This is a genomic window from Azospirillum rugosum, assembly GCF_017876155.1.
In the GTDB taxonomy this organism is placed as follows: Bacteria; Pseudomonadota; Alphaproteobacteria; order Azospirillales; family Azospirillaceae; genus Azospirillum; species Azospirillum rugosum.
In genome coordinates, this window is the sequence record NZ_JAGINP010000022.1 from 120265 (window position 1) to 138149 (window position 17885).

Sequence of the window (17885 nt, forward strand, 5' to 3'; positions counted from 1 at the left end):
CGCTTGCCCCTGTGCAAACCGAAATCCGGCTAATCCTTAACCGGATTTCGGTTAAAGATCGACGTTGCGCGCACGGATCATCCGCGTAACGCACGGAACGGCTTATATAATTTTGCTTTTTGCTGATATGCGTCGGGGTTATTGCTGCATTGCGCAATACCAAGGCACTGCAAGAAGCGAAACGACCATGCCCGATGAACTCTACGAACGGGTGCTCACCCACCCCAAGTTCGCCGAGATGACGAAAAGCCGCGCGCGCTTCAGCTGGAGGCTCGCCCTGATCGTCCTGGCCGTCTATTACACCTTCGTCCTGGCGTCCGCCCTGGCCCCCGACCTGCTGGGGCGCCCGATCGCGGAAGGGATGACCTTTTCGGTCGGCCTGACCGCGGGCATCGTCATCACGATCTTCTGCTCCCTGATGACCGGCGTGTACGTGGTGCGCGCCAACGGGCGCTACGACGCCATGAACCGCGACCTGATCGAGGAGGTCAGCCGATGATCTCCCGCTCCATCGCGCGCAGCCTCCCCGCCCTGCTGGCGGGCGGCGCCGCGGCCTTCGCCGCCCCGGCGGCCTTCGCGGCCGGCGCCATCGACGGCGCCGTGCAGCGCCAGCCGGTGAACGTGACCGCCATCATCATGTTCCTGCTGTTCGTCGCCGGCACGCTGGGCATCACCTACTGGGCGTCCAAGCGGACCCGGTCGGCGTCGGACTTCTACACCGCCGGCGGCGGCATCAGCGGCTTCCAGAACGGGCTGGCCATCGCCGGCGACTACATGTCGGCGGCGGCCTTCCTCGGCCTGTCGGGCATGGTCTTCGCCAAGGGCTTCGACGGCGTGATCTACACGGTCGGCTTCCTGGTCGGCTGGCCGCTGATGCTGTTCCTGATCGCGGAGCGGCTGCGCAACCTCGGCCGCTTCACCTTCGCCGACGTCGCCTCCTACCGGCTGGGCCAGACGCCCATCCGCTCGCTGGCCGCCGTCGGGTCGCTGACCGTCGTCTGCTTCTACCTGATCGCGCAGATGGTCGGCGCCGGCAAGCTGATCCAGCTGCTGTTCGGGCTGGACTACGCCTACGCGGTGGTTCTGGTCGGCGTGCTGATGATCATGTACGTCACCTTCGGCGGCATGCTGGCGACGACCTGGGTGCAGATCATCAAGGCGGTGATGCTGCTGGGCGGCTGCACGGTGCTGGTCGGGCTGGCGCTGGCCCAGTTCGGCTTCAACCCGGAACTGCTGCTGCAGAAGGCCGTCGCCGCGCACAAGTCCGGCGTGGCCATCCTGCGCCCCAGCGCCGCCATGGCCGACCCCGTCGCCGCGGTGTCGCTCAGCCTCGCGCTGATGTGCGGGCCGGCCGGGCTGCCGCACATCCTCATGCGCTTCTTCACCGTTCCCGACGCCAAGGAGGCGCGCAAGTCGGTCGTCTACGCCACCGGCTTCATCGGCTATTTCTTCATCCTGACGGTGACCATCGGCCTGCTCGCCATCGTGATCGTCGGCACGAACCCGGAATACCTGGACAAGGCCGGCAAGATCCTGGGCGGCGGCAACATGGCGGCCATCCACCTGTCCAAGGCGATCGGCGGCAACGTCTTCCTGGGCTTCATCTCGGCGGTCGCCTTCGCCACCATCCTGGCGGTGGTCGCGGGCCTGACGCTGGCCGGCGCGTCGGCGGTCAGTCACGACCTCTACGCCCGCGTCCTGAAGAAGGGCAACGCGACCGAGGCGTCGGAGATGCGGGTGTCGCGCTTCGCCACGCTGGCGCTGGGCGTGATCGCCATCACGCTGGGCCTGGCGTTCGAGAACCAGAACATCGCCTTCATGGTCGGCCTGGCCTTCGGCCTGGCGTCGTCGGTGAACTTCCCGGTGCTGATCCTGTCCATCTTCTGGAAGGGCCTGACGACGCGCGGCGCCTTCATCGGCGGCTTCGCCGGGCTGGTCAGCTGCGTGTCCTTCGTGGTGCTGGGCCCGACCGTGTGGGTCAGCGTCTTCGGCTTCCCCCAGCCGATCTTCCCGTACGAGCACCCGGCCCTGTTCTCGATGGTGATCGCCTTCACGATGACTTGGCTGTTCTCCGTCACCGACCGCAGCCCGCGCGCCGCGGCGGAGGCGAAGGCCTACGATTACCAGCACATCCGCTCCGAAACCGGCCTGGGTGCTGCCCAGGCGGCCTCGCACTGAGCCGAATCCGTCGAAACCCGCTGCGGCTCCCCGGGGTCGCGGCGGGTTTTCCTTTGGTCGCTTCCCTTTCGACTATTTCTCTTTCGGCCAGTTCTCTTTTGACCGTTTCTCTTTTGTTTGGCATCGATGAACCCTACCGGACACCGCGCTGTTCATGAGGGCACGGCTGTTCGGGAACCCCATTGATGCATCGACTTCGCCACGGCGGCGCCGCCGCTTGCCTTCTTGCTGTCCTCCTTCCGGCCGCTCTTCTTCCGGACAGTGCCGGAGCCCAACAGCCACCCAACGCGCCGCCGCCGACGGTGATGACCGAGGTGGTGCGCGAGCGGGAGGTCACCCCGACCAGCGAGTTCATCGGGCGCGTCCAGGCCATCCAGGACTTCGACGCCCGCGCCCGCGTGGAGGGCTTCATCGAGCAGGTGGCTTTCCAGGAAGGGCAGAACGTCACCAAGGACACGCTGCTCTACGTCATCGAGCAGGCGCCCTACCAAGCGGCGGTGGACAGCGCCAGGGCCGACCTCGCCCGCGCCCAGGCCTCCCAGCGCGAGGCGCAGCGCGCCTTCCAGCGCGCGGAGGAGCTGCGGACCCGCGGCAACATCTCCCAGGCGGACGTCGACCAGGCCAGGGCCGCGCAGGAAACGGCGGAGGCCGACATCATGCAGGCCCAGGCGAAGCTGCGGCAGGCGGAGCTGAACCTCGGCTACACCCGCATCGCCTCGCCCATCGACGGGCGCATCGGCGCCACCGCGGTGACCGCGGGCGACCTCGTCAACCCGTCCAGCGCGCCGCTCGCCACCGTCGTGCAGCTCGACCCCATCCGGGTGGTCTTCTCGGTCAGCGACCGCGACCTGCTGAAGACGCAGCGCGCCTTCCCCGACCAGTCGCCCGAGCAGGCGGTGGACCGCTTCGTGCCGGCGCTACGGCTGGCTGACGGGTCGGAGTATGAGCAGAAGGGCAAGGTCAGCTTCGCCAGCAACCGCATCGACCCGCAGACCGGCACCATCCCGGTCTACGCCGACTTCGCGAACCCGAAGTCGCTTCTGCTGCCGGGCCAGTATGTGACCGTCCTGATCCGCCCGTCCGAGACGGAGCGGCAGCCCGTGGTGCCCGTCGCCGCCATCCAGCAGGACCAGCAGGGCAGCTACGTCCTGGTGCTCGACCAGCAGAACCGGGTGCAGCGCCGACCCATCGAGCCCGGGCCGCAGCTCGACCAGCAGATCGCCGTGCCCAAGGGCATCCAGGCCGGGGAGACCATCGTGGTGGGCGGCGTGCAGAAGGTCCGCCCGGGCATGACCGTGCAGCCGGAGCCCGCGACGCAGACCGCCGAACAGCCGAAGGGATAAGCGTCCATGTTCTCCGGCCTGTTCATCCGGCGCCCGAACCTTGCCATCGTCATCGCGCTGGTGGTGACGATCGCGGGCGCGCTGGCGATCCTGTTCATCCCCGTGGCGCAGTTCCCGCCGATCACGCCGCCGTCGGTCCAGGTCTCCGCCACCTACCCCGGCGCCAACGCGCAGGTCGTCGCCGACAGCGTCGCCGCCCCGATCGAGGCGCAGGTGAACGGCGTGGAAGGCATGCTCTACATGTCCTCCACCAGCACCGACACCGGCGCCTACACCCTGTCGGTCACCTTCGCGCCGGGCACCGACCCGGATCTGGCCCAGATCAACGTGCAGAACCGCATGTCGCTGGCCACGCCGACCCTGCCGGCGGAGGTGTCGCGCCAGGGCGTCACGGTGCGCAAGCAGTCGTCGAACATGCTGATGGCGGTGAACGTCTACTCGCCCGGCGGCCAGTTCGACCCGATCTTCATCTCCAACTACGCCAGCATCAACCTGCGCGATGCCATCGCCCGCGTGCCCGGCGTCGGCGATGCCCAGGTGATGGGGGCGCTGACCTACGCCATGCGCGTGTGGATGGACCCGAACCGCATGGCGGCGCTGGGCATCGCGGCCACCGACGTGATCGCGGCGATTCAGACCCAGAACCTCCAGGCGTCGGCCGGGCAGATCGGCGCGCCGCCGGTGCCGAACGGGCAACAGCAGCAGCTGACCATCCTGGCCCGCGGCCGGCTGGACGACCCCAAGCAGTTCGCGGATATCATCGTCCGCACCAACCCGAACGGCGGCATCGTGCGGCTGGGCGACATCGGGCGGGTGGAGCTTGGGGCGCAGAGCTACAGCTCCACCGCCAAGCTGGACGGCAACCCGGCGGCGACGCTGGTCGTCTACCAGTCGCCGGACGCCAACGCGCTGGACGTCGCCAAGGCCGTGCGGGCGGAGCTGGAGCGGCTGTCCGGCCGCTTCCCGCAGGGGCTGGACTACGCGGTCGTCTTCGACACCACCAGCTTCGTCAGCGCGACGATCGAGGAGATCGTGCTGACCCTGGGCATCACCTTCCTTCTGGTGGTGGTGGTCATCTACGTCTTCCTGCAGGACTGGCGGGCGACGATGATCCCGACGCTGGCGATTCCCGTGTCGATCATCGGCGTCTTCGCCGTGCTGCTGGCGCTCGGCTACAGCGCCAACACCATCACGCTGTTCGCGCTGGTGCTCGCCATCGGCCTGGTGGTGGACGACGCCATCGTGGTGGTGGAGAACGTCCGCCGCGTGATGGAGGAGCATCCGGACCAGCCCGCCCCCAGCGCCAGCCGCATCGCCATGGAGCAGGTGACCGGCGCCATCGTCGCCTCCACCCTGGTGCTGGCGGCGGTGTTCGTGCCGGTGGCCTTCCTGCCGGGCATCACCGGGCAGCTGTACCGGCAGTTCGCGGTCACCATCACCGCGTCCTTCCTGATCTCCGGCATGGTGTCGCTGACGCTGACGCCGGCGCTGTGCGGCCTGCTGCTGCGCCCGCCGGGGCGGCCCTGGCGCCCGCTGGCCGCCTTCAACACGGGGCTGGACCGGGTGCGCGACCGCTACGGCGACCTGGTCGGCTGGCTGTCGCGCAAGCTGGTGGTCGGGCTCGCCGTCTTCGCCCTGCTGACCGCCGGCGCCGTCCTGCTGCTGCGCAACCTGCCCTCCGCCTTCCTGCCGTCGGAGGACCAGGGCTACTTCTTCGTCAACGTCCAGCTGCCGAGCGCCGCCTCGCTCAGCCGGACGGAGGCGGTGATGGGCGACGTCTCCGACCGGCTGCGCGCGACGCCGGGGGTCGCCCACGTCATCACCATCGCCGGCTACAGCATCATCAGCGGGGCGGGATCCAACGTCGGCTTGCAGATCGTCGTGCTGAAGCCCTGGGGCGAGCGGCCCGCCGAACAGTCGGTGGACGCGATCCTCGGCCGGTTGCGGCCGCAGCTGGCGGCGGTGCCGCAGGCGACCATCGCCGCCTTCAACCCGCCCTCCATCCCCGGCCTCGGCAGCACCGGCGGCTTCGACCTGCGGGTGCAGGCGCTGGGTGGGCAGACGCCGCAGCAGCTGGGCGCGGTGCTGCGCGGCCTGCTGGTCGCCGCCAACCAGGACGCGCGGCTGTCGGCGGTCTTCAGCACCTTCAGCCCCGACGTGCCGCACCTGTTCGTGGACCTGGACCGCACCAAGGCGGCGCTGCTCGGCGTCTCGCCGGGCGACGTCTTCACCACGCTGCAGTCCCACCTGGGGTCCCGCTACGTCAACGACTTCAACCTGTACGGCCGGGTGTTCCAGGTGCAGGTGCAGGACGCCGCGGAGTACCGGGACGAGGTGGCGGCCATCGACCAGCTCTACGTCCGCAGCGCGTCGGGGGAGATGGTGCCGCTGCGCAGCATCGTCAGCGTCCGCACGACGCTCGCTCCGGACAGCCTGATCCGCTACAACCAGTTCCTCTCCGCCTCGGTCAACGGGAACGCGGCGCCCGGTGGCAGCTCCGGCCAGGCGCTGGCGGCGATGCAGGAGGTGGCGGAGCGCACCCTGCCCGCCGGCTACGCCACGGAATGGACCGGCCTGTCCTACCAGGAAAGCCGCATCGGCAATCAGACCATCATCATCTTCGGGCTGGCGGTGATGTTCGGCTACCTGTTCCTGGTGGCGCAGTACGAGAACTGGCTGATCCCGCTGTCCGTGCTGCTGTCGGTCGCCATCGCGATCCTGGGCGCCGGCATCGGCCTGACCGTCGCCCGCATCGCCAACGACATCTACGCGCAGATCGGACTCGTCCTTCTGGTCGGCCTCGCCGCCAAGAACGCCATCCTGATCGTGGAGTTCGCGCGGGAGCAGCGCGCCGCCGGCCACCCGGTCATCGAGTCCGCGGTGATGGGCGCCCGCCAGCGCTTCCGCGCCGTGCTGATGACGGCGCTGGCCTTCATCCTGGGCGCGGTGCCGCTGCTCGTTGCCTCCGGCGCCGGCGGGGCGAGCCGCCGGTCCATCGGCACCACGGTGTTCAGCGGCATGACCGCGGCGACCGTGGTCGGCATCATCTTCGTGCCGGTCCTGTTCGTCGCCTTCCAACGCCTGACCGAACGCATTCGGCCGCGCCGGCACCGGGCGGAAGGCCGCGTGGAGCCGACGCCTGCGGAGTGAGGCTCCATTCCCTCTACCCTCCGGGGAGAGGGTCAGGGTGAGGGGGCGGCCGTAGGCCGACAGCGCAGCCTCATTGCAGCGCGTATCCGCCCTTCGGGCGCCCCCTCATCCTAACCTTCTCCCCAGAGGGGAGAAGGGACTTGGGAGCGGTCGGCCCCTACTTCACTTCCTGGCTGCTTAGGTCCGACGGGTTCTGCGAGCGGGACGGCTCGTTCGGCTGGTCGGGTTCGCTGGCGAGCCAGTTCGGGCGGGGCATCTTGTTGCCCTGGAGGTCGGGCGGGGCGGCGCGCACGGCGGCCAGCGCCTGCTGAAGTTCCGAAGACTGAGTCTCGCCGCTGGTGGTGGCCTTCGGCGTGCGGACACCCTGGGCGTTGGGCTGCGGCTCCTGGCTCTGCTGGACGGCGGGATCGTTGGCAAGCGACTCCTTGGTCCCGTCCTGCGCAAAAGCATTGGACGGGGTGGCGGACAAGGTGGCGGCGACCATCAGGACGGTCGCAATGGAAGGAATGGCACGCACCGGGGATCTCCTTAAGGCGACGGCGACGCTCTCCCTTCCCACAACACCGCAGGGCACCAAGTCTCTCAGCGAAGCGTTTCCATTGTCATGCACATGTTCGACACACCGACCCTGCCGCCCGTCTTCCACCCGCAGCCCGTCGCCGATCGCGATCCGTTCGACGCGGCCGTCGCGGAGGCCGCTGCCGGCGGCGAACCGGGCACGCTGTTCTGGACACCGCGCCGCGACCGGCTGGAGGCGGCGGTGGTGCTGGCCCCGGACCGGCCGCTGGCCGACACGCGTCACGCCGTCGCCGTGACCCAGGTCGCGCTGGCCGACGCGCTGGAGGCGCTGGGGCCGCCCAACCTTGCCATCGCCTTCGACCTGAACAGCCGGATCCTGCTGAACGGCGCCGCCGTGGGGGAGGTGGCCTTCGCCGCTCCCCCCGGCGCCGCGGAGGACGCCGTGCCCGACTGGGCGGTGGTCGGCGTCCGGGTCGACGTGCTGGGCGATCCCGACGACCCCGACCCCGGCCTGCACCCCGACCGCACCGCGTTGCGCGAGGAGGGCTTCGGAGACATGGAGGCGCCCCGGCTGCTGGAGAGCTTCGCCCGCCACGTCCTGTTCTGGATGAACGTGTGGGAGAACGACGGCTTCGAGCCCGTGCGGCGCGCTTGGCAGGCCCGCGCCCTGGACCGGAGGGCGTCGTAATGGCCGACCGTTCCGAGAAGCGCGCCGTCGGCGTCGTCGTGGAACGCCAGCGCATCGACAACCCCTGGGTGGACGCGCGCTGGCGCGTGGTCGGCCTGCTTCCCGTCCTGCCCGACCGCGCGCCGTGGAGCGTGCTGCTGCAAGGGCCGGAGCGGACCGAGTTCTACGCCGGCGCGGCGGAGATCGCCCTGCACCCGACGGAGGCCGAAAACTATCGCGACAACCTCGCCGGGTCGCGTCCGTCGCTCTACGTCATTCTGCGGCGCTGTTCGGAGGAACCGGGGCTGCGGCTGCTGGCCGCCACGGTCGATCCCGGCGAGGTGGACGCCCATTCCGACGCGGGCGACGACCTGATCGAGGCGGTGCCCCTGCCCCCGGACCTCGCGGCCTGGATGCAGGACTTCGTTGCCCGGCATCTCGTCGAGCGCCCCTTCTACAAGCGGCAGCGGGACCGCCCCGACCCCGAGGCGATGGCCCGCCGCGTCCCCCATTCCCGCCAAAAGGACGGCCATGACCATGGATGAGTCCGAAGGCTTCCTGTCCCGCTGGTCGCGCCTGAAGCGCGTAGCGCGCGAGGAGTCCCCGCCGCCCCTTCCCGCCGAGGAGCCGGAAGACAACCCGGTGCCGGCCGTAAGCGAAGCGCCCGCGGACACCGCCGAACCCGTCTTCGACCCCGCCAGCCTTCCGCCGGTGGAAAGCCTGGGCGCCGACAGCGACTACACCGCCTTCCTCGCCCCGGAGGTGCCGCAGGCGCTCCGGCTCCAGGCCCTGCGCAAGGCCTGGGTCAGCGACCCGGTCATCGCGAATTTCCGCGGCTTCGCCGAGTACGACTGGGACTGCAACGCCCCCGGCTACGGCGCGCTGCTGCCCACCGACCGCATCCTCGACATGGTCGACAACGTCCTCGGCAAGGACGAGCCCAAGGAGGAGGCGCCGCCGGACGGCGTTCCCTCTCCCCCCTGGGGAGAGGGTAAGGGTGAGGGGGTTGCGCTTGTGCCGGACGTACCGGAGTCGCGGGACCCCCTCACCCCGGCCCTCTCCCCAGAGGGGAGAGGGGGAGAACCCCTTTCCGACGTACCACCAACGCCCAGCGCAAGCCGGGCTGCGCAACTTTCATCCCAGCCTTCTGTTGACAAGACATGAGCCGGGGACAACCGGCCGCTAAAGGCGGTGCGATGCGGGGGGACGGCATGGCGGAACACGCCGAACACGGTTTCATGGACGACGTGGACGACGCGGATCGGCTGCGCGCGCAGGCCTATGCCCTGCTGGCGCAGCTTTTGGCGCGCCCGCCGTCGCAGGCGCTTCTCGACGCCGTCGCCGGCCTGTCCGGGGACGGCACCCCCTTCGGCCGCGCCATCGGCGACCTCGCCGCGCGCGCCGCGTCCATCGACGAACAGCGGGCCGGCCGCGAGTATTTCGACCTGCTCGTCGGCGTGACCCGGGGGGAACTGGTCCCCTTCGCCTCCTACTACCGCACCGGCTTCCTGAACGACCGGCCGCTGGCCCGCCTGCGCGAGGACATGCAGGCGCTGGGCATCGAGCGCGCCGCCGACGTGGTGGAGCCGGAGGACCACATCGCGTCCATCGCGGAGATGATGGCGGCGCTGATCACCGGGTCCCTCGGGCCCCCGGACCTGCAACCGGACCTGCACCAGCAGAAACGCTTCTTCGACCGCCACTTCGCACCCTGGGCCGGCCGCTTCTTCGCCGACCTGGAGACCGCGGCGGCGGCAAACCTCTACCGGCCGGTCGGGACGATCGGCCGTCTGTTCCTGGACATCGAAGCCGACGCCTTCGCGATGCTTGCGCACGCGGCCGGCGCACTTGACGAGCGGGAGGGCACCAGCCATGCGTCGTGACGACACCCAAAATCCCAACACGGGGAAACCCGAAAAAACCGGAATCGAGCGCCGCAACCTGCTGAAGGGGCTCGGCATCGGCGCGGCGGGAGTGGCCGCGGCCACCATCGCGAACACCACCGCCCCCGCGGAGGCGGCGACGGAGTCCCGGCAGGACCAGCTGAAGGCCCGCTACCAGGACAACGCCCATGTCGAGCGCTTCTACGCCCTGAATCGCCTGTAGCCAATCGCCTGTAGTCCCCGCCTGTAGTCAAAGAGGCCCGTGCCATGCTCGTAAAGCGCTCCACCGGAAAGCCCGCCCGCGGCTCGCTCGCCCGCAGCCTCGCGTCCGGTCTGGCGGCCGGCCTCGGCGCCACCGTGGACCGCCGCGGCTTCCTGAAGACCTCCGGTCTTGCGGCGGGCGGCATGGCGGCGCTGAGCGCGCTGCCCGCCACCATGATCCGCAAGGCGGAAGCCGGGCCGATGGTCCCCAACGTGGAGGTCGTCACCCGCAAGAACGTCTGCACCCACTGCTCCGTCGGCTGCACGGTGATCGCGGAGGTGCAGAACGGCGTCTGGACCGGGCAGGAGCCGGGCTGGGAAAGCCCGATCAGCCAGGGCGCCCACTGCGCCAAGGGGGCGTCGGTGCGCGAGCTGACCAAGGGCGAGCGCCGGCTGAAATACCCGCTGAAGCTGGTGGACGGGCAGTGGCAACGCATTTCCTGGGACCAGGCGGTCGAGGAGATCGGCAACCAGCTGCTGGAGATCCGCCAGCAGTCGGGGCCGGACGCCGTCTTCTGGCTGGGCTCCGCCAAGTTCACCAACGAGGCCTCCTACCTGTTCCGCAAGCTGGCGGCCTTCTGGGGAACCAACAACGTCGATCACCAGGCGCGCATCTGCCACAGCACCACGGTCGCCGGCGTGGCGAACACCTGGGGCTACGGCGCCATGACCAACAGCTACAACGACATCCAGAACGCCAAGGCGCTGCTGTTCATCGGCGGCAACCCGGCGGAGGCGCACCCCGTCTCCATGCCGCACGCGCTGCGCGGGAAGGAGCGCAACCGCGCCCCCTACATCGTCATCGACCCGCGCTTCACCCGCACCGCCGCCCACGCGACCGAATACGTCCGCATCCGCCCGGGCACCGACATCCCCATGACCTGGGGCATCCTGTGGCACATCTTCGAGAACGGGTGGGAGGACAAGGAATACATCCGCCAGCGCGTCTACGGCATGGACGAGGTCCGCGCCGAGGTGAAGAAGTGGGACCCCGCGACGGTTGAGCGCGTCACCGGCGTGCCCGGGGAGCAGGTCAAGCGCGTGGCCGAGCTGATCTCCAAGAACCGGCCGTCCACGGTGATCTGGTGCATGGGCATCACGCAGAAGACGACGGGCACCGCAAACGTCCGGGCGCTGTCGATCCTGCAGCTGGCGCTCGGCAACATCGGCGTGGCCGGCGGCGGGGCCAACATCTACCGCGGCCACTGCAACGTGCAGGGCGCCACGGACATGGGGCTGGACGTCTCCACCCTGCCCTCCTACTACGGATTGGCGGAGGGGGCGTGGAAGCATTTCAGCCGCGTCTGGGACGTGGACTACGACTGGATGAAGGCCCGTTTCGCCTCCAAGGACCTGATGGAGGCCAAGGGCATCCCGACCACGCGCTGGTTCGACGCCGTCATCTACAAGCCGGAGGACATCGAGCAGCCGTCCCCGCTGAAGGCGATGTTCGTCATGGGCCACGGCGGCAACACCGTCACCCGCATGCCGGAGATGCTGAAGGGGCTGGAGAAGCTGTCGCTTCTGGTCGTCGCCGACCCGCACCCGACGACCTTCGCGTCCTTCCAGCAGCGGCGCAACGGCACCTACCTGCTGCCGGCCTGCACGTCGTTCGAGACGGACGGGTCGCGCACCTGCTCCAACCGCTCCCTCCAGTGGGGCGAGAAGGTGGTCGAGCCGATCTTCGAATCGAAGGACGACTACACCATCATGTACCTGATGGCGCGGAAGTTCGGCTTCGCCGACGAGATGTTCAAGCACATCACGGTGGAGAACACCCGCCCCGTGCCGGAGGACATCCTGCGGGAGATCAACCGCAGCTGCCTGTCCACCGGCTACACCGGCCAGTCGCCGGAGCGGCTGAAGATGCACATGAAGCACCAGGCCGACTTCGACAAGATCACCATGCGGGCGTCGGACGGCCCCTGCAAGGGCGACTATTACGGCCTGCCCTGGCCCAGCTGGGGCCATCCGGAGCTGCGGCATCCGGGCTGCGGCGTGCTGTACGACACGTCCAAGCACGTGATGGACGGCGGCGGCGTGTTCCGCGCCCGCTTCGGGGTGGAGCGCAACGGCGTCAGCCTGCTGGCCGACGATTCCTACTCCCAGGGGTCGGAGATCCAGGACGGCTATCCGGAATTCACCATGGCCATGCTGAAGAAGCTGGGCTGGGACAAGGACCTGACGCCGGAGGAGCTGAACGTCATCCAGGCCATCGGCGGCGACAAGCCGGACGAGGTCAGCTGGCAGACGGATCTCTCCATGGGCATCATCCGCGTGGCGCTGAAGCACGGCTGCGTGCCGCACGGCAACGCCAAGGCGCGCGCGGTGGCCTGGAACCTGCCGGACCCGGTGCCGGTGCACCGCGAGCCGATCTATTCCCCGCGGCCCGATCTGGTGAAGGAGTACCCGGCCATTCCGGACCGGCGCGACTTCCGCCTGCCGCAGCTCGCCCGCTCGCTCCAATCCAAGATCGCCGAAAGCGACCTGCGCCAGCGCTTCCCCTTCATCCTCACCTCCGGCCGCCTGGTGGAGTATGAGGGCGGCGGCGAGGAAACGCGGTCCAACCCGTGGCTGGCCGAGTTGCAGCAGTCCATGTTCGCGGAAATCAACCCGAAGGACGCCGAACGGCTCGGCATCCGCAACGGCGCAATGATCTGGGTCTACGGGCCGGAGAACGACGCGAAGGCGAAGGTCATGGCCCAGGTCACCGAACGCATCGGCGTCGGCACCGTCTTCATGCCCTTCCACTTCTCCGGCTACTGGCAGGGCGAAAGCCTGCGCGGGAACTACCCGCCGGGCACGGACCCCATCGTCCTGGGCGAGGCCGCCAACAGCGTGACGACCTACGGCTACGACCCTGTGACCTTCATGCAGGAAACCAAAGTGACGCTCTGCCGCGTCGAACCGGCGTAAGCGCACACAGGAGGAAAGACAGACCATGGCCCGCATGAAGTTCCTGTGCGACGCGGAACGCTGCATCGAGTGCAACGCCTGCGTCACCGCCTGCAAGAACGAGCACGAGATCCCCTGGGGCATGAACCGGCGCCGCCTGATCACGCTGAACGACGGCGTGCCCGGCGAGCGGTCCATCTCCATGGCCTGCATGCACTGCAACGACCCGCCCTGCGCCGGCGTCTGCCCGGTCGACTGCTTCTACCAGACGGCGGACGGCGTGGTGCTGCACAACAAGGACCTGTGCATCGGCTGCGGCTACTGCTTCTACGCCTGCCCGTTCGGCGCGCCGCAGTACCCGCAGACCACCAACTTCGGCAGCCGCGGCAAGATGGACAAATGCACCTTCTGCGCCGGCGGGCCGGAGGTCGACAACACGCCGGAGGAATACCAGAAATACGGGTCCAACCGGCTGGCCGAGGGCAAGCTGCCGCTGTGCGCCGAGATGTGCTCCACCCGCGCGCTTATGGGCGGCGACGGCGACGTCCTGGCCGACATCTACCAGGAACGCTCGCTGCGCCGCGGCTACGGCTCCGGCGCCTACGGCTGGACGACGGCCTACGGCAACGCCGACAAGGGCCGCGCCTTCGGCCCCGGCGCATCGGGCAGCAAGGGCAGCTGACCCCAATCGCCTTCATTGGAAAGGGGAACCTTCTCCGTCATCCCCGCGAAGGCGGGAATGACGAAGGAAACAAACAACGGCCCTTCAACACGGGAAGGACGCGACATGACGAGGCACCACCGCCACTTTCTGATCCACCTGCTCGTCCTGGCGGTGCTGGTGCTGGCCGCGCCCGCGGTTCGGGCGCAGCTGTACCAGAACCCGGTCAACCCGCCGACCACCAAGGAGCAGGTCCCGCTCTACCAGCCGCAGGAGAAGCTGGTCGGCACGGTCAGCATCCCCGACGAGAAGCTGTCCGTGCTCGTCCAGCCGGAGGGGCGGGAGTGGCGCGAGTTCCGGTCCTACTGGCTGCGCGTCGTCGCCGGCACGCTGGCGCTGGGCATGCTGGCGCTGCTGACGCTGTTCTACCTGTTCCGCGGCACCATCCCCATCTCCAAGGGACGGTCCGGCCGCTGGGTGCCGCGCTTCGGCGGCTTCGACCGGTTCGCCCACTGGACGACGGCGGTCAGCTTCCTGATCCTGGCGATCACCGGGCTGATCATCACCTTCGGGCGGCCGCTGCTGATCCCGCTGATCGGGCATGAGGCCTTCACCAGCACGGCCTACGCCAGCACCTTCCTGCACAACTTCTTCGCCATCCCCTTCACGCTGGGGCTGATCCTGATCTTCGTCGCCTGGGTTCGCGACAACCTGCCGGAAAAAGCCGACCTGGTCTGGCTGCGGACCCTGGGCGGCGTCCTGAACAAGGCCGGCGAGCATCCGGAGGCCGGGCGCTTCAACGCCGGGCAGAAGCTGATCTTCTGGGCGGTCGTGTTCGGCGGCTTCGCGCTGGCGGTCAGCGGGGTCCTGCTGATGCTGCCCTTCTCGGTCACCGGCATCGGCGGGATGCAGATCCTGCACGTGCTGCACGGCCTGATCGCGTCGCTGATGATCGCGGTGATCATCGCCCACATCTACATCGGCACCATCGGAATGGAGGGCGCCTTCGACGCCATGGGCCGCGGCGTGGTCGACGAGAACTGGGCCAAGGAGCACCACAGCCGCTGGTACGAGGAGCAGGTGCTGGCCATGCGCGCCAACGACGGCCGCCCCATGCACCACCGCGCGGCGGAGTAGGGGCGGTCGCACAAAGATTTCCCTCTCCCGGCTCGGGAGAGGGAAGGGGCCCACGAAGTGGGAAGGGTGAGGGTCGTACGAGAATCAGCCACTGATCCTTGGTTTTACCCTCACCCGGCCGCTGCCGCGGCCACCCTCTCCCGGGGCGGGAGAGGGGCTGTTCCTATCAACCCTTCTTGTTCTTCTCCGCCAGCCGCTCCGTTTCCGGCGGCCCCATGAAGTCGCGGTACTCGACGGTGTTTTCCTTGCTGAGCCGCACGCTGGGGGTGGCGAAGGCGTTCTCCGCCATGCGGCTGAAGCCTCCTTGCAGCACGAAGCTGGCGCCCACGGCCAGCACGACGGCGAAAATGACGGCGATTCCGAACGCTTTCATCGCTTCTCCTCCTGCCCCCGCGGTTTAACCCTCTCCCCTCTGGGGAGAGGGCAGGGTGAGGGGGTCCCGCCACCTTGGGACGTCCGGCAAAAGCGCAACCCCCTCACCCTAACCCTCTCCCCAGAGGGGAGAGGGAACGGCTTTTCTCGTCAACACCCAGGACCGGGAACAGGTTTCAAAGCGACGGTCACGCCTCCGGAGCGGCCGCCGTCCGCGACGGCGCGGTGGCCCCGGCCCCGGAGATGCCGCGGGCCGCTTCGGCGGTGGCACCCTCGCCCTTAGCAATGCGGGTGTAGAGCGCCAGCGCCTGCCCCACGACCTGGTCCATGTTGTAGTAACGATAGGTCGCCAGCCGCCCGACGAATTGAACGTTCGGCGTGGCGTCGGCGAGCGCCTGGTATTTCCGGTAGAGTTCCGCGTTCTCCGGCTTCGGCACCGGATAATACGGATCGCCTTCGGCGGAGGGGAACTCGTAGGTCAGGCTGGTCTTGGCGTGGGTCTGGCCGGTCAGGTGCTTGTATTCGGTGATGCGGGTGTAGGGCACGTCCTCGCCGGGGTAGTTCACCACGCCCACGGGCTGGAACCACTCCTGCGCCACGGTCTCGTGCTGGAACTTCAGGGAGCGGTAAGGCAGCTTGCCGAAGCGGTAGTCGAAATACTCGTCCACCGGGCCGCTGAAGATCAGGTTGCGGTACTGCACCTCGCGCGCGACGTCGCGGTAGTCGGCGTTCAGCATGATGGTGATGTTGGGGTGGTCCAGCATGTTCTCGAACATGCGCGTGTAGCCGTGCAGCGGCATGTTCTGGAAGCTGTCGCCGAAATAGCGGTCGTCGTCGTTGGTGCGCGTCGGCACGCGCGAGGTCACCGACTTGTCGAGGTCGGACGGGTCGAGGCCCCATTGCTTGCGCGTGTAGCCGCGGAAGAACTTCTCGTACAGCTCCCGCCCGACGGCGCCGACGACCACGTCTTCCGAGGTGCGGATCTCCGGCACCGGCTCGGCGCGATCCTTCAGGAAGGCCGCCACGCCGGCCTCGTCCAGATCCAGGCCGTAGAGGCGGTTGACGGTGGTGCGGTTGATCGGGATGGGAACCAGCTGTTCGTCCACCCGCGCCAGAACCCGATGCTCGTAGGGGCGCCACTTGGTGAAGCGCGACAGGTAGTCGGCCACCTGCTGCGAGTTCGTATGGAAGATGTGCGGGCCGTAGCGGTGGATCAGCAGGCCGTCGTCGTTGTGGTGGTCGTAGGCGTTGCCGCCGATGTGCGGGCGCCGGTCGATCAGCAGCACCCGCTTGCCCAACCCCGCCGCCAGCCGTTCGGCCAGCACGCTGCCGGCGAAGCCCGCCCCGACGATCAGGTAATCGAACCCCGCCGGCCCTTCCGGACGGCGCACATAAGCCGGGGCAGGCGTCCCGGCCCCGGTGTCGAAATCGCGCATTCGGTCTGCCCTCTTCTGCGAGCCAAGCTCGGCATCGGGGCAAACCGTGCGGCGCCCCGTTCATTCGCATACGCAGCGAACGACGGAACGCTGCGGAGTGTTCCTGTCGGAAGGCGCATCGTCGGGGGTACTCCCCCACAGACACACCTCTTAAGGGGCGTCCTTACGGGCTTGTCTGGACCGGGGCGTCGGCCGGGCGCGTGCTGTCGCGGACCACCAGCTCGCAGTCCAGCCGGTGGTGCGGCTGCGCAGGCTCGCCGCCGTCGAGGCGGCGGAGGATCTGCGCGGCGGCCAGCTGCCCGATCTCCCGCTGCGGCGGGCGGACGGTGGACAGCGGCGGGATGCAGGCGGCGCTGAAGGTCAGGTCGCCGAAGCCGATCACCGCCAGGTCGTCCGGCACGCTGAGCCCGCGGCGGTTCGCCTCGAACAACACGCCGAGCGCCATGGCGTCGTTGGAGCAGACGACCCCGTCGATGTCCGGGTGAAGGGCGAACACCTCGTCGATCAGCCAGATGCCCACGGGGGTGGAGGCCGTGTCGGGGGCGGTGAAGGAGATGGGCTCGTGCAGGCCACGGCGGCGCACCTCGTCCTCATAGCCGTCGGTGCGGCTGCGCACGCGCATGTCCTGGTGCACGGCGGCGCCGATGTAGGCGACCTTGCGGCTGCCCTGGTCGTAGAGGTGGCCGGCCTGCCGCCGCCCGACCTCGAAGTGGGAAAAGCCGACGGTCATGTCCACCGCCGGGAACTGGGCCGAGGGGATGTCCCACATCTCCACCACCGGAATGCCGCTGGAGCGCAGCATGGCCCGCGTGCGGTCGGTGTGGTGCAGGCCGGTGGCGACCACCGCGGCCGGCGACCAGGCGAGGAAGGCGCGGATCAGCTCCTCCTCCCGCTCCGGGTCGAACTCGCTGACGCCCAGCAGGGTCTGGTAGTGCGCCGTCTGCAAGGCGCTCTGCAGCGTGTTGTAGGTCTCCGCGAAGAAGGAGTTGGTGATGGAGGGCAGGATGACGCCGACCGTCCGGCTCTTGGCGGCGGCGAGGCTGCCGGCGACGAGGTTCGGCACGTAGCCCAGCTCGTCGATCACCGCGCGGACGCGGGTCGCCAGCTCCTCCGACACGGCCTCCGGCTTGCGCAGGTAGAGCGACACGGTGCTGGGCGACACGCCGGCGGCGTTCGCCACGTCGGTCATGGTCAGGCGCTGGGTCGCGCGGCGGGTCTTCTTGCGCTGGGGCCGCATCGGCGGATGCGGCGGAGTCTTGGGCGGAGGTGGAGCCATTCTCGTCATTCCCTGCGGCGGGCCCCTGCGGCGGGGCCCTGCGGCGATTGATGCCGCTTGGCGAAACAGTATGATAGCACAGCCTTGGCGCCAAAGGGGAATTCGCC

At 68.9% G+C, this 17885-nt stretch carries 16 protein-coding genes; 12 read left to right on the top strand and 4 right to left on the bottom strand.

The window, feature by feature from the left end:
• The first annotated feature begins 187 nt into the window (after positions 1 to 187).
• The 4 genes from J2851_RS26430 (at position 188) to J2851_RS26445 (ending at position 6671) form a co-directional block, all read left to right on the top strand.
• On the top strand, positions 188 to 499 hold the full coding sequence (locus J2851_RS26430) for a DUF485 domain-containing protein (RefSeq protein WP_209770052.1): 312 nt from the start codon (positions 188 to 190) through the stop codon (positions 497 to 499).
• Positions 496 to 2178, top strand: coding sequence for a cation acetate symporter (locus tag J2851_RS26435; RefSeq protein WP_246500935.1), 1683 nt, complete (start codon positions 496 to 498; stop codon positions 2176 to 2178). The genes J2851_RS26430 and J2851_RS26435 overlap by 4 nt, the downstream gene beginning before the upstream one ends.
• Positions 2179 to 2363: 185 nt before the next feature.
• Positions 2364 to 3521, top strand: coding sequence for an efflux RND transporter periplasmic adaptor subunit (locus J2851_RS26440; protein WP_209770053.1), 1158 nt, complete (start codon positions 2364 to 2366; stop codon positions 3519 to 3521).
• A gap of 6 nt (positions 3522 to 3527) precedes the next feature.
• Positions 3528 to 6671 (top strand): efflux RND transporter permease subunit, encoded by a 3144-nt coding sequence (locus J2851_RS26445; protein WP_209770054.1) that lies wholly within the window; start codon positions 3528 to 3530, stop codon positions 6669 to 6671.
• 157 nt (positions 6672 to 6828) lie between these two features.
• Here J2851_RS26445 and J2851_RS26450 read toward each other — a convergent pair whose 3' ends face one another.
• On the bottom strand, positions 6829 to 7188 hold the full coding sequence (locus tag J2851_RS26450; RefSeq protein ID WP_209770055.1) for a hypothetical protein: 360 nt from the start codon (positions 7186 to 7188) through the stop codon (positions 6829 to 6831).
• An 87-nt stretch (positions 7189 to 7275) separates the two neighbouring features.
• Here J2851_RS26450 and J2851_RS26455 point away from each other — a divergent pair, with 87 nt between their 5' ends.
• The 8 genes from J2851_RS26455 to J2851_RS26490 all read left to right on the top strand — a co-directional run bounded on the left by J2851_RS26455 (position 7276) and on the right by J2851_RS26490 (position 14694).
• Positions 7276 to 7878: a biotin/lipoate--protein ligase family protein gene (locus J2851_RS26455; protein WP_209770056.1), complete on the top strand. Its 603-nt coding sequence runs from the start codon at positions 7276 to 7278 to the stop codon at positions 7876 to 7878.
• Positions 7878 to 8402, top strand: coding sequence for a DUF3305 domain-containing protein (locus tag J2851_RS26460; protein WP_209770057.1), 525 nt, complete (start codon positions 7878 to 7880; stop codon positions 8400 to 8402). Before J2851_RS26455 ends, J2851_RS26460 begins: the two co-directional genes overlap by 1 nt.
• Positions 8395 to 9021 (top strand): DUF3306 domain-containing protein, encoded by a 627-nt coding sequence (locus J2851_RS26465; RefSeq protein ID WP_246500936.1) that lies wholly within the window; start codon positions 8395 to 8397, stop codon positions 9019 to 9021. The genes J2851_RS26460 and J2851_RS26465 overlap by 8 nt, the downstream gene beginning before the upstream one ends.
• Before the next feature lie 47 nt (positions 9022 to 9068).
• Positions 9069 to 9740 carry a TorD/DmsD family molecular chaperone gene (locus tag J2851_RS26470; RefSeq protein WP_246500937.1) on the top strand — a complete coding sequence of 224 codons (672 nt, stop codon included), beginning with the start codon at positions 9069 to 9071 and terminating at the stop codon, positions 9738 to 9740.
• Positions 9730 to 9963: a twin-arginine translocation signal domain-containing protein gene (locus tag J2851_RS26475; protein WP_209770061.1), complete on the top strand. Its 234-nt coding sequence runs from the start codon at positions 9730 to 9732 to the stop codon at positions 9961 to 9963. The genes J2851_RS26470 and J2851_RS26475 overlap by 11 nt, the downstream gene beginning before the upstream one ends.
• Positions 9964 to 10007: 44 nt before the next feature.
• Positions 10008 to 12917, top strand: a complete 2910-nt coding sequence (locus J2851_RS26480; RefSeq protein WP_209770063.1) for a formate dehydrogenase subunit alpha — start codon at positions 10008 to 10010, stop codon at positions 12915 to 12917.
• A gap of 25 nt (positions 12918 to 12942) precedes the next feature.
• Positions 12943 to 13578 (top strand): formate dehydrogenase FDH3 subunit beta, encoded by a 636-nt coding sequence (fdh3B, locus tag J2851_RS26485; RefSeq protein ID WP_209770065.1) that lies wholly within the window; start codon positions 12943 to 12945, stop codon positions 13576 to 13578.
• A 105-nt stretch (positions 13579 to 13683) separates the two neighbouring features.
• Positions 13684 to 14694, top strand: a complete 1011-nt coding sequence (locus J2851_RS26490) for a formate dehydrogenase subunit gamma (protein ID WP_209770067.1) — start codon at positions 13684 to 13686, stop codon at positions 14692 to 14694.
• Between the two features lie 166 nt (positions 14695 to 14860).
• Here J2851_RS26490 and J2851_RS26495 read toward each other — a convergent pair whose 3' ends face one another.
• The 3 genes from J2851_RS26495 to J2851_RS26505 all read right to left on the bottom strand — a co-directional run bounded on the left by J2851_RS26495 (position 14861) and on the right by J2851_RS26505 (position 17778).
• Positions 14861 to 15067 (bottom strand): hypothetical protein, encoded by a 207-nt coding sequence (locus J2851_RS26495; RefSeq protein WP_209770069.1) that lies wholly within the window; start codon positions 15065 to 15067, stop codon positions 14861 to 14863.
• Positions 15068 to 15254: 187 nt separating this feature from the next.
• Positions 15255 to 16502, bottom strand: a complete 1248-nt coding sequence (gene glf / locus J2851_RS26500; RefSeq protein WP_209770071.1) for a UDP-galactopyranose mutase — start codon at positions 16500 to 16502, stop codon at positions 15255 to 15257.
• A gap of 163 nt (positions 16503 to 16665) precedes the next feature.
• Positions 16666 to 17778, bottom strand: coding sequence for a LacI family DNA-binding transcriptional regulator (locus J2851_RS26505; RefSeq protein WP_246500938.1), 1113 nt, complete (start codon positions 17776 to 17778; stop codon positions 16666 to 16668).
• Positions 17779 to 17885: the final 107 nt, after the last annotated feature.

What these genes read in the sequence shown, in the direction of transcription:
- J2851_RS26470 (WP_246500937.1), top strand. Translation starts at nt 9,069, where the DNA reads ATGGCGGAACACGCCGAACACGGTTTCATGGACGACGTGGACGACGCG.
- J2851_RS26480 (WP_209770063.1), top strand. Translation starts at nt 10,008, where the DNA reads ATGCTCGTAAAGCGCTCCACCGGAAAGCCCGCCCGCGGCTCGCTCGCC.
- glf (WP_209770071.1), bottom strand. Translation starts at nt 16,502, where the DNA reads ATGCGCGATTTCGACACCGGGGCCGGGACGCCTGCCCCGGCTTATGTG.
- J2851_RS26490 (WP_209770067.1), top strand. Translation starts at nt 13,684, where the DNA reads ATGACGAGGCACCACCGCCACTTTCTGATCCACCTGCTCGTCCTGGCG.
- J2851_RS26435 (WP_246500935.1), top strand. Translation starts at nt 496, where the DNA reads ATGATCTCCCGCTCCATCGCGCGCAGCCTCCCCGCCCTGCTGGCGGGC.
- J2851_RS26460 (WP_209770057.1), top strand. Translation starts at nt 7,878, where the DNA reads ATGGCCGACCGTTCCGAGAAGCGCGCCGTCGGCGTCGTCGTGGAACGC.
- J2851_RS26440 (WP_209770053.1), top strand. Translation starts at nt 2,364, where the DNA reads ATGCATCGACTTCGCCACGGCGGCGCCGCCGCTTGCCTTCTTGCTGTC.
- J2851_RS26445 (WP_209770054.1), top strand. Translation starts at nt 3,528, where the DNA reads ATGTTCTCCGGCCTGTTCATCCGGCGCCCGAACCTTGCCATCGTCATC.
- J2851_RS26465 (WP_246500936.1), top strand. Translation starts at nt 8,395, where the DNA reads ATGGATGAGTCCGAAGGCTTCCTGTCCCGCTGGTCGCGCCTGAAGCGC.
- J2851_RS26430 (WP_209770052.1), top strand. Translation starts at nt 188, where the DNA reads ATGCCCGATGAACTCTACGAACGGGTGCTCACCCACCCCAAGTTCGCC.
- J2851_RS26505 (WP_246500938.1), bottom strand. Translation starts at nt 17,778, where the DNA reads ATGGCTCCACCTCCGCCCAAGACTCCGCCGCATCCGCCGATGCGGCCC.
- J2851_RS26455 (WP_209770056.1), top strand. Translation starts at nt 7,276, where the DNA reads ATGCACATGTTCGACACACCGACCCTGCCGCCCGTCTTCCACCCGCAG.
- J2851_RS26475 (WP_209770061.1), top strand. Translation starts at nt 9,730, where the DNA reads ATGCGTCGTGACGACACCCAAAATCCCAACACGGGGAAACCCGAAAAA.
- fdh3B (WP_209770065.1), top strand. Translation starts at nt 12,943, where the DNA reads ATGGCCCGCATGAAGTTCCTGTGCGACGCGGAACGCTGCATCGAGTGC.
- J2851_RS26495 (WP_209770069.1), bottom strand. Translation starts at nt 15,067, where the DNA reads ATGAAAGCGTTCGGAATCGCCGTCATTTTCGCCGTCGTGCTGGCCGTG.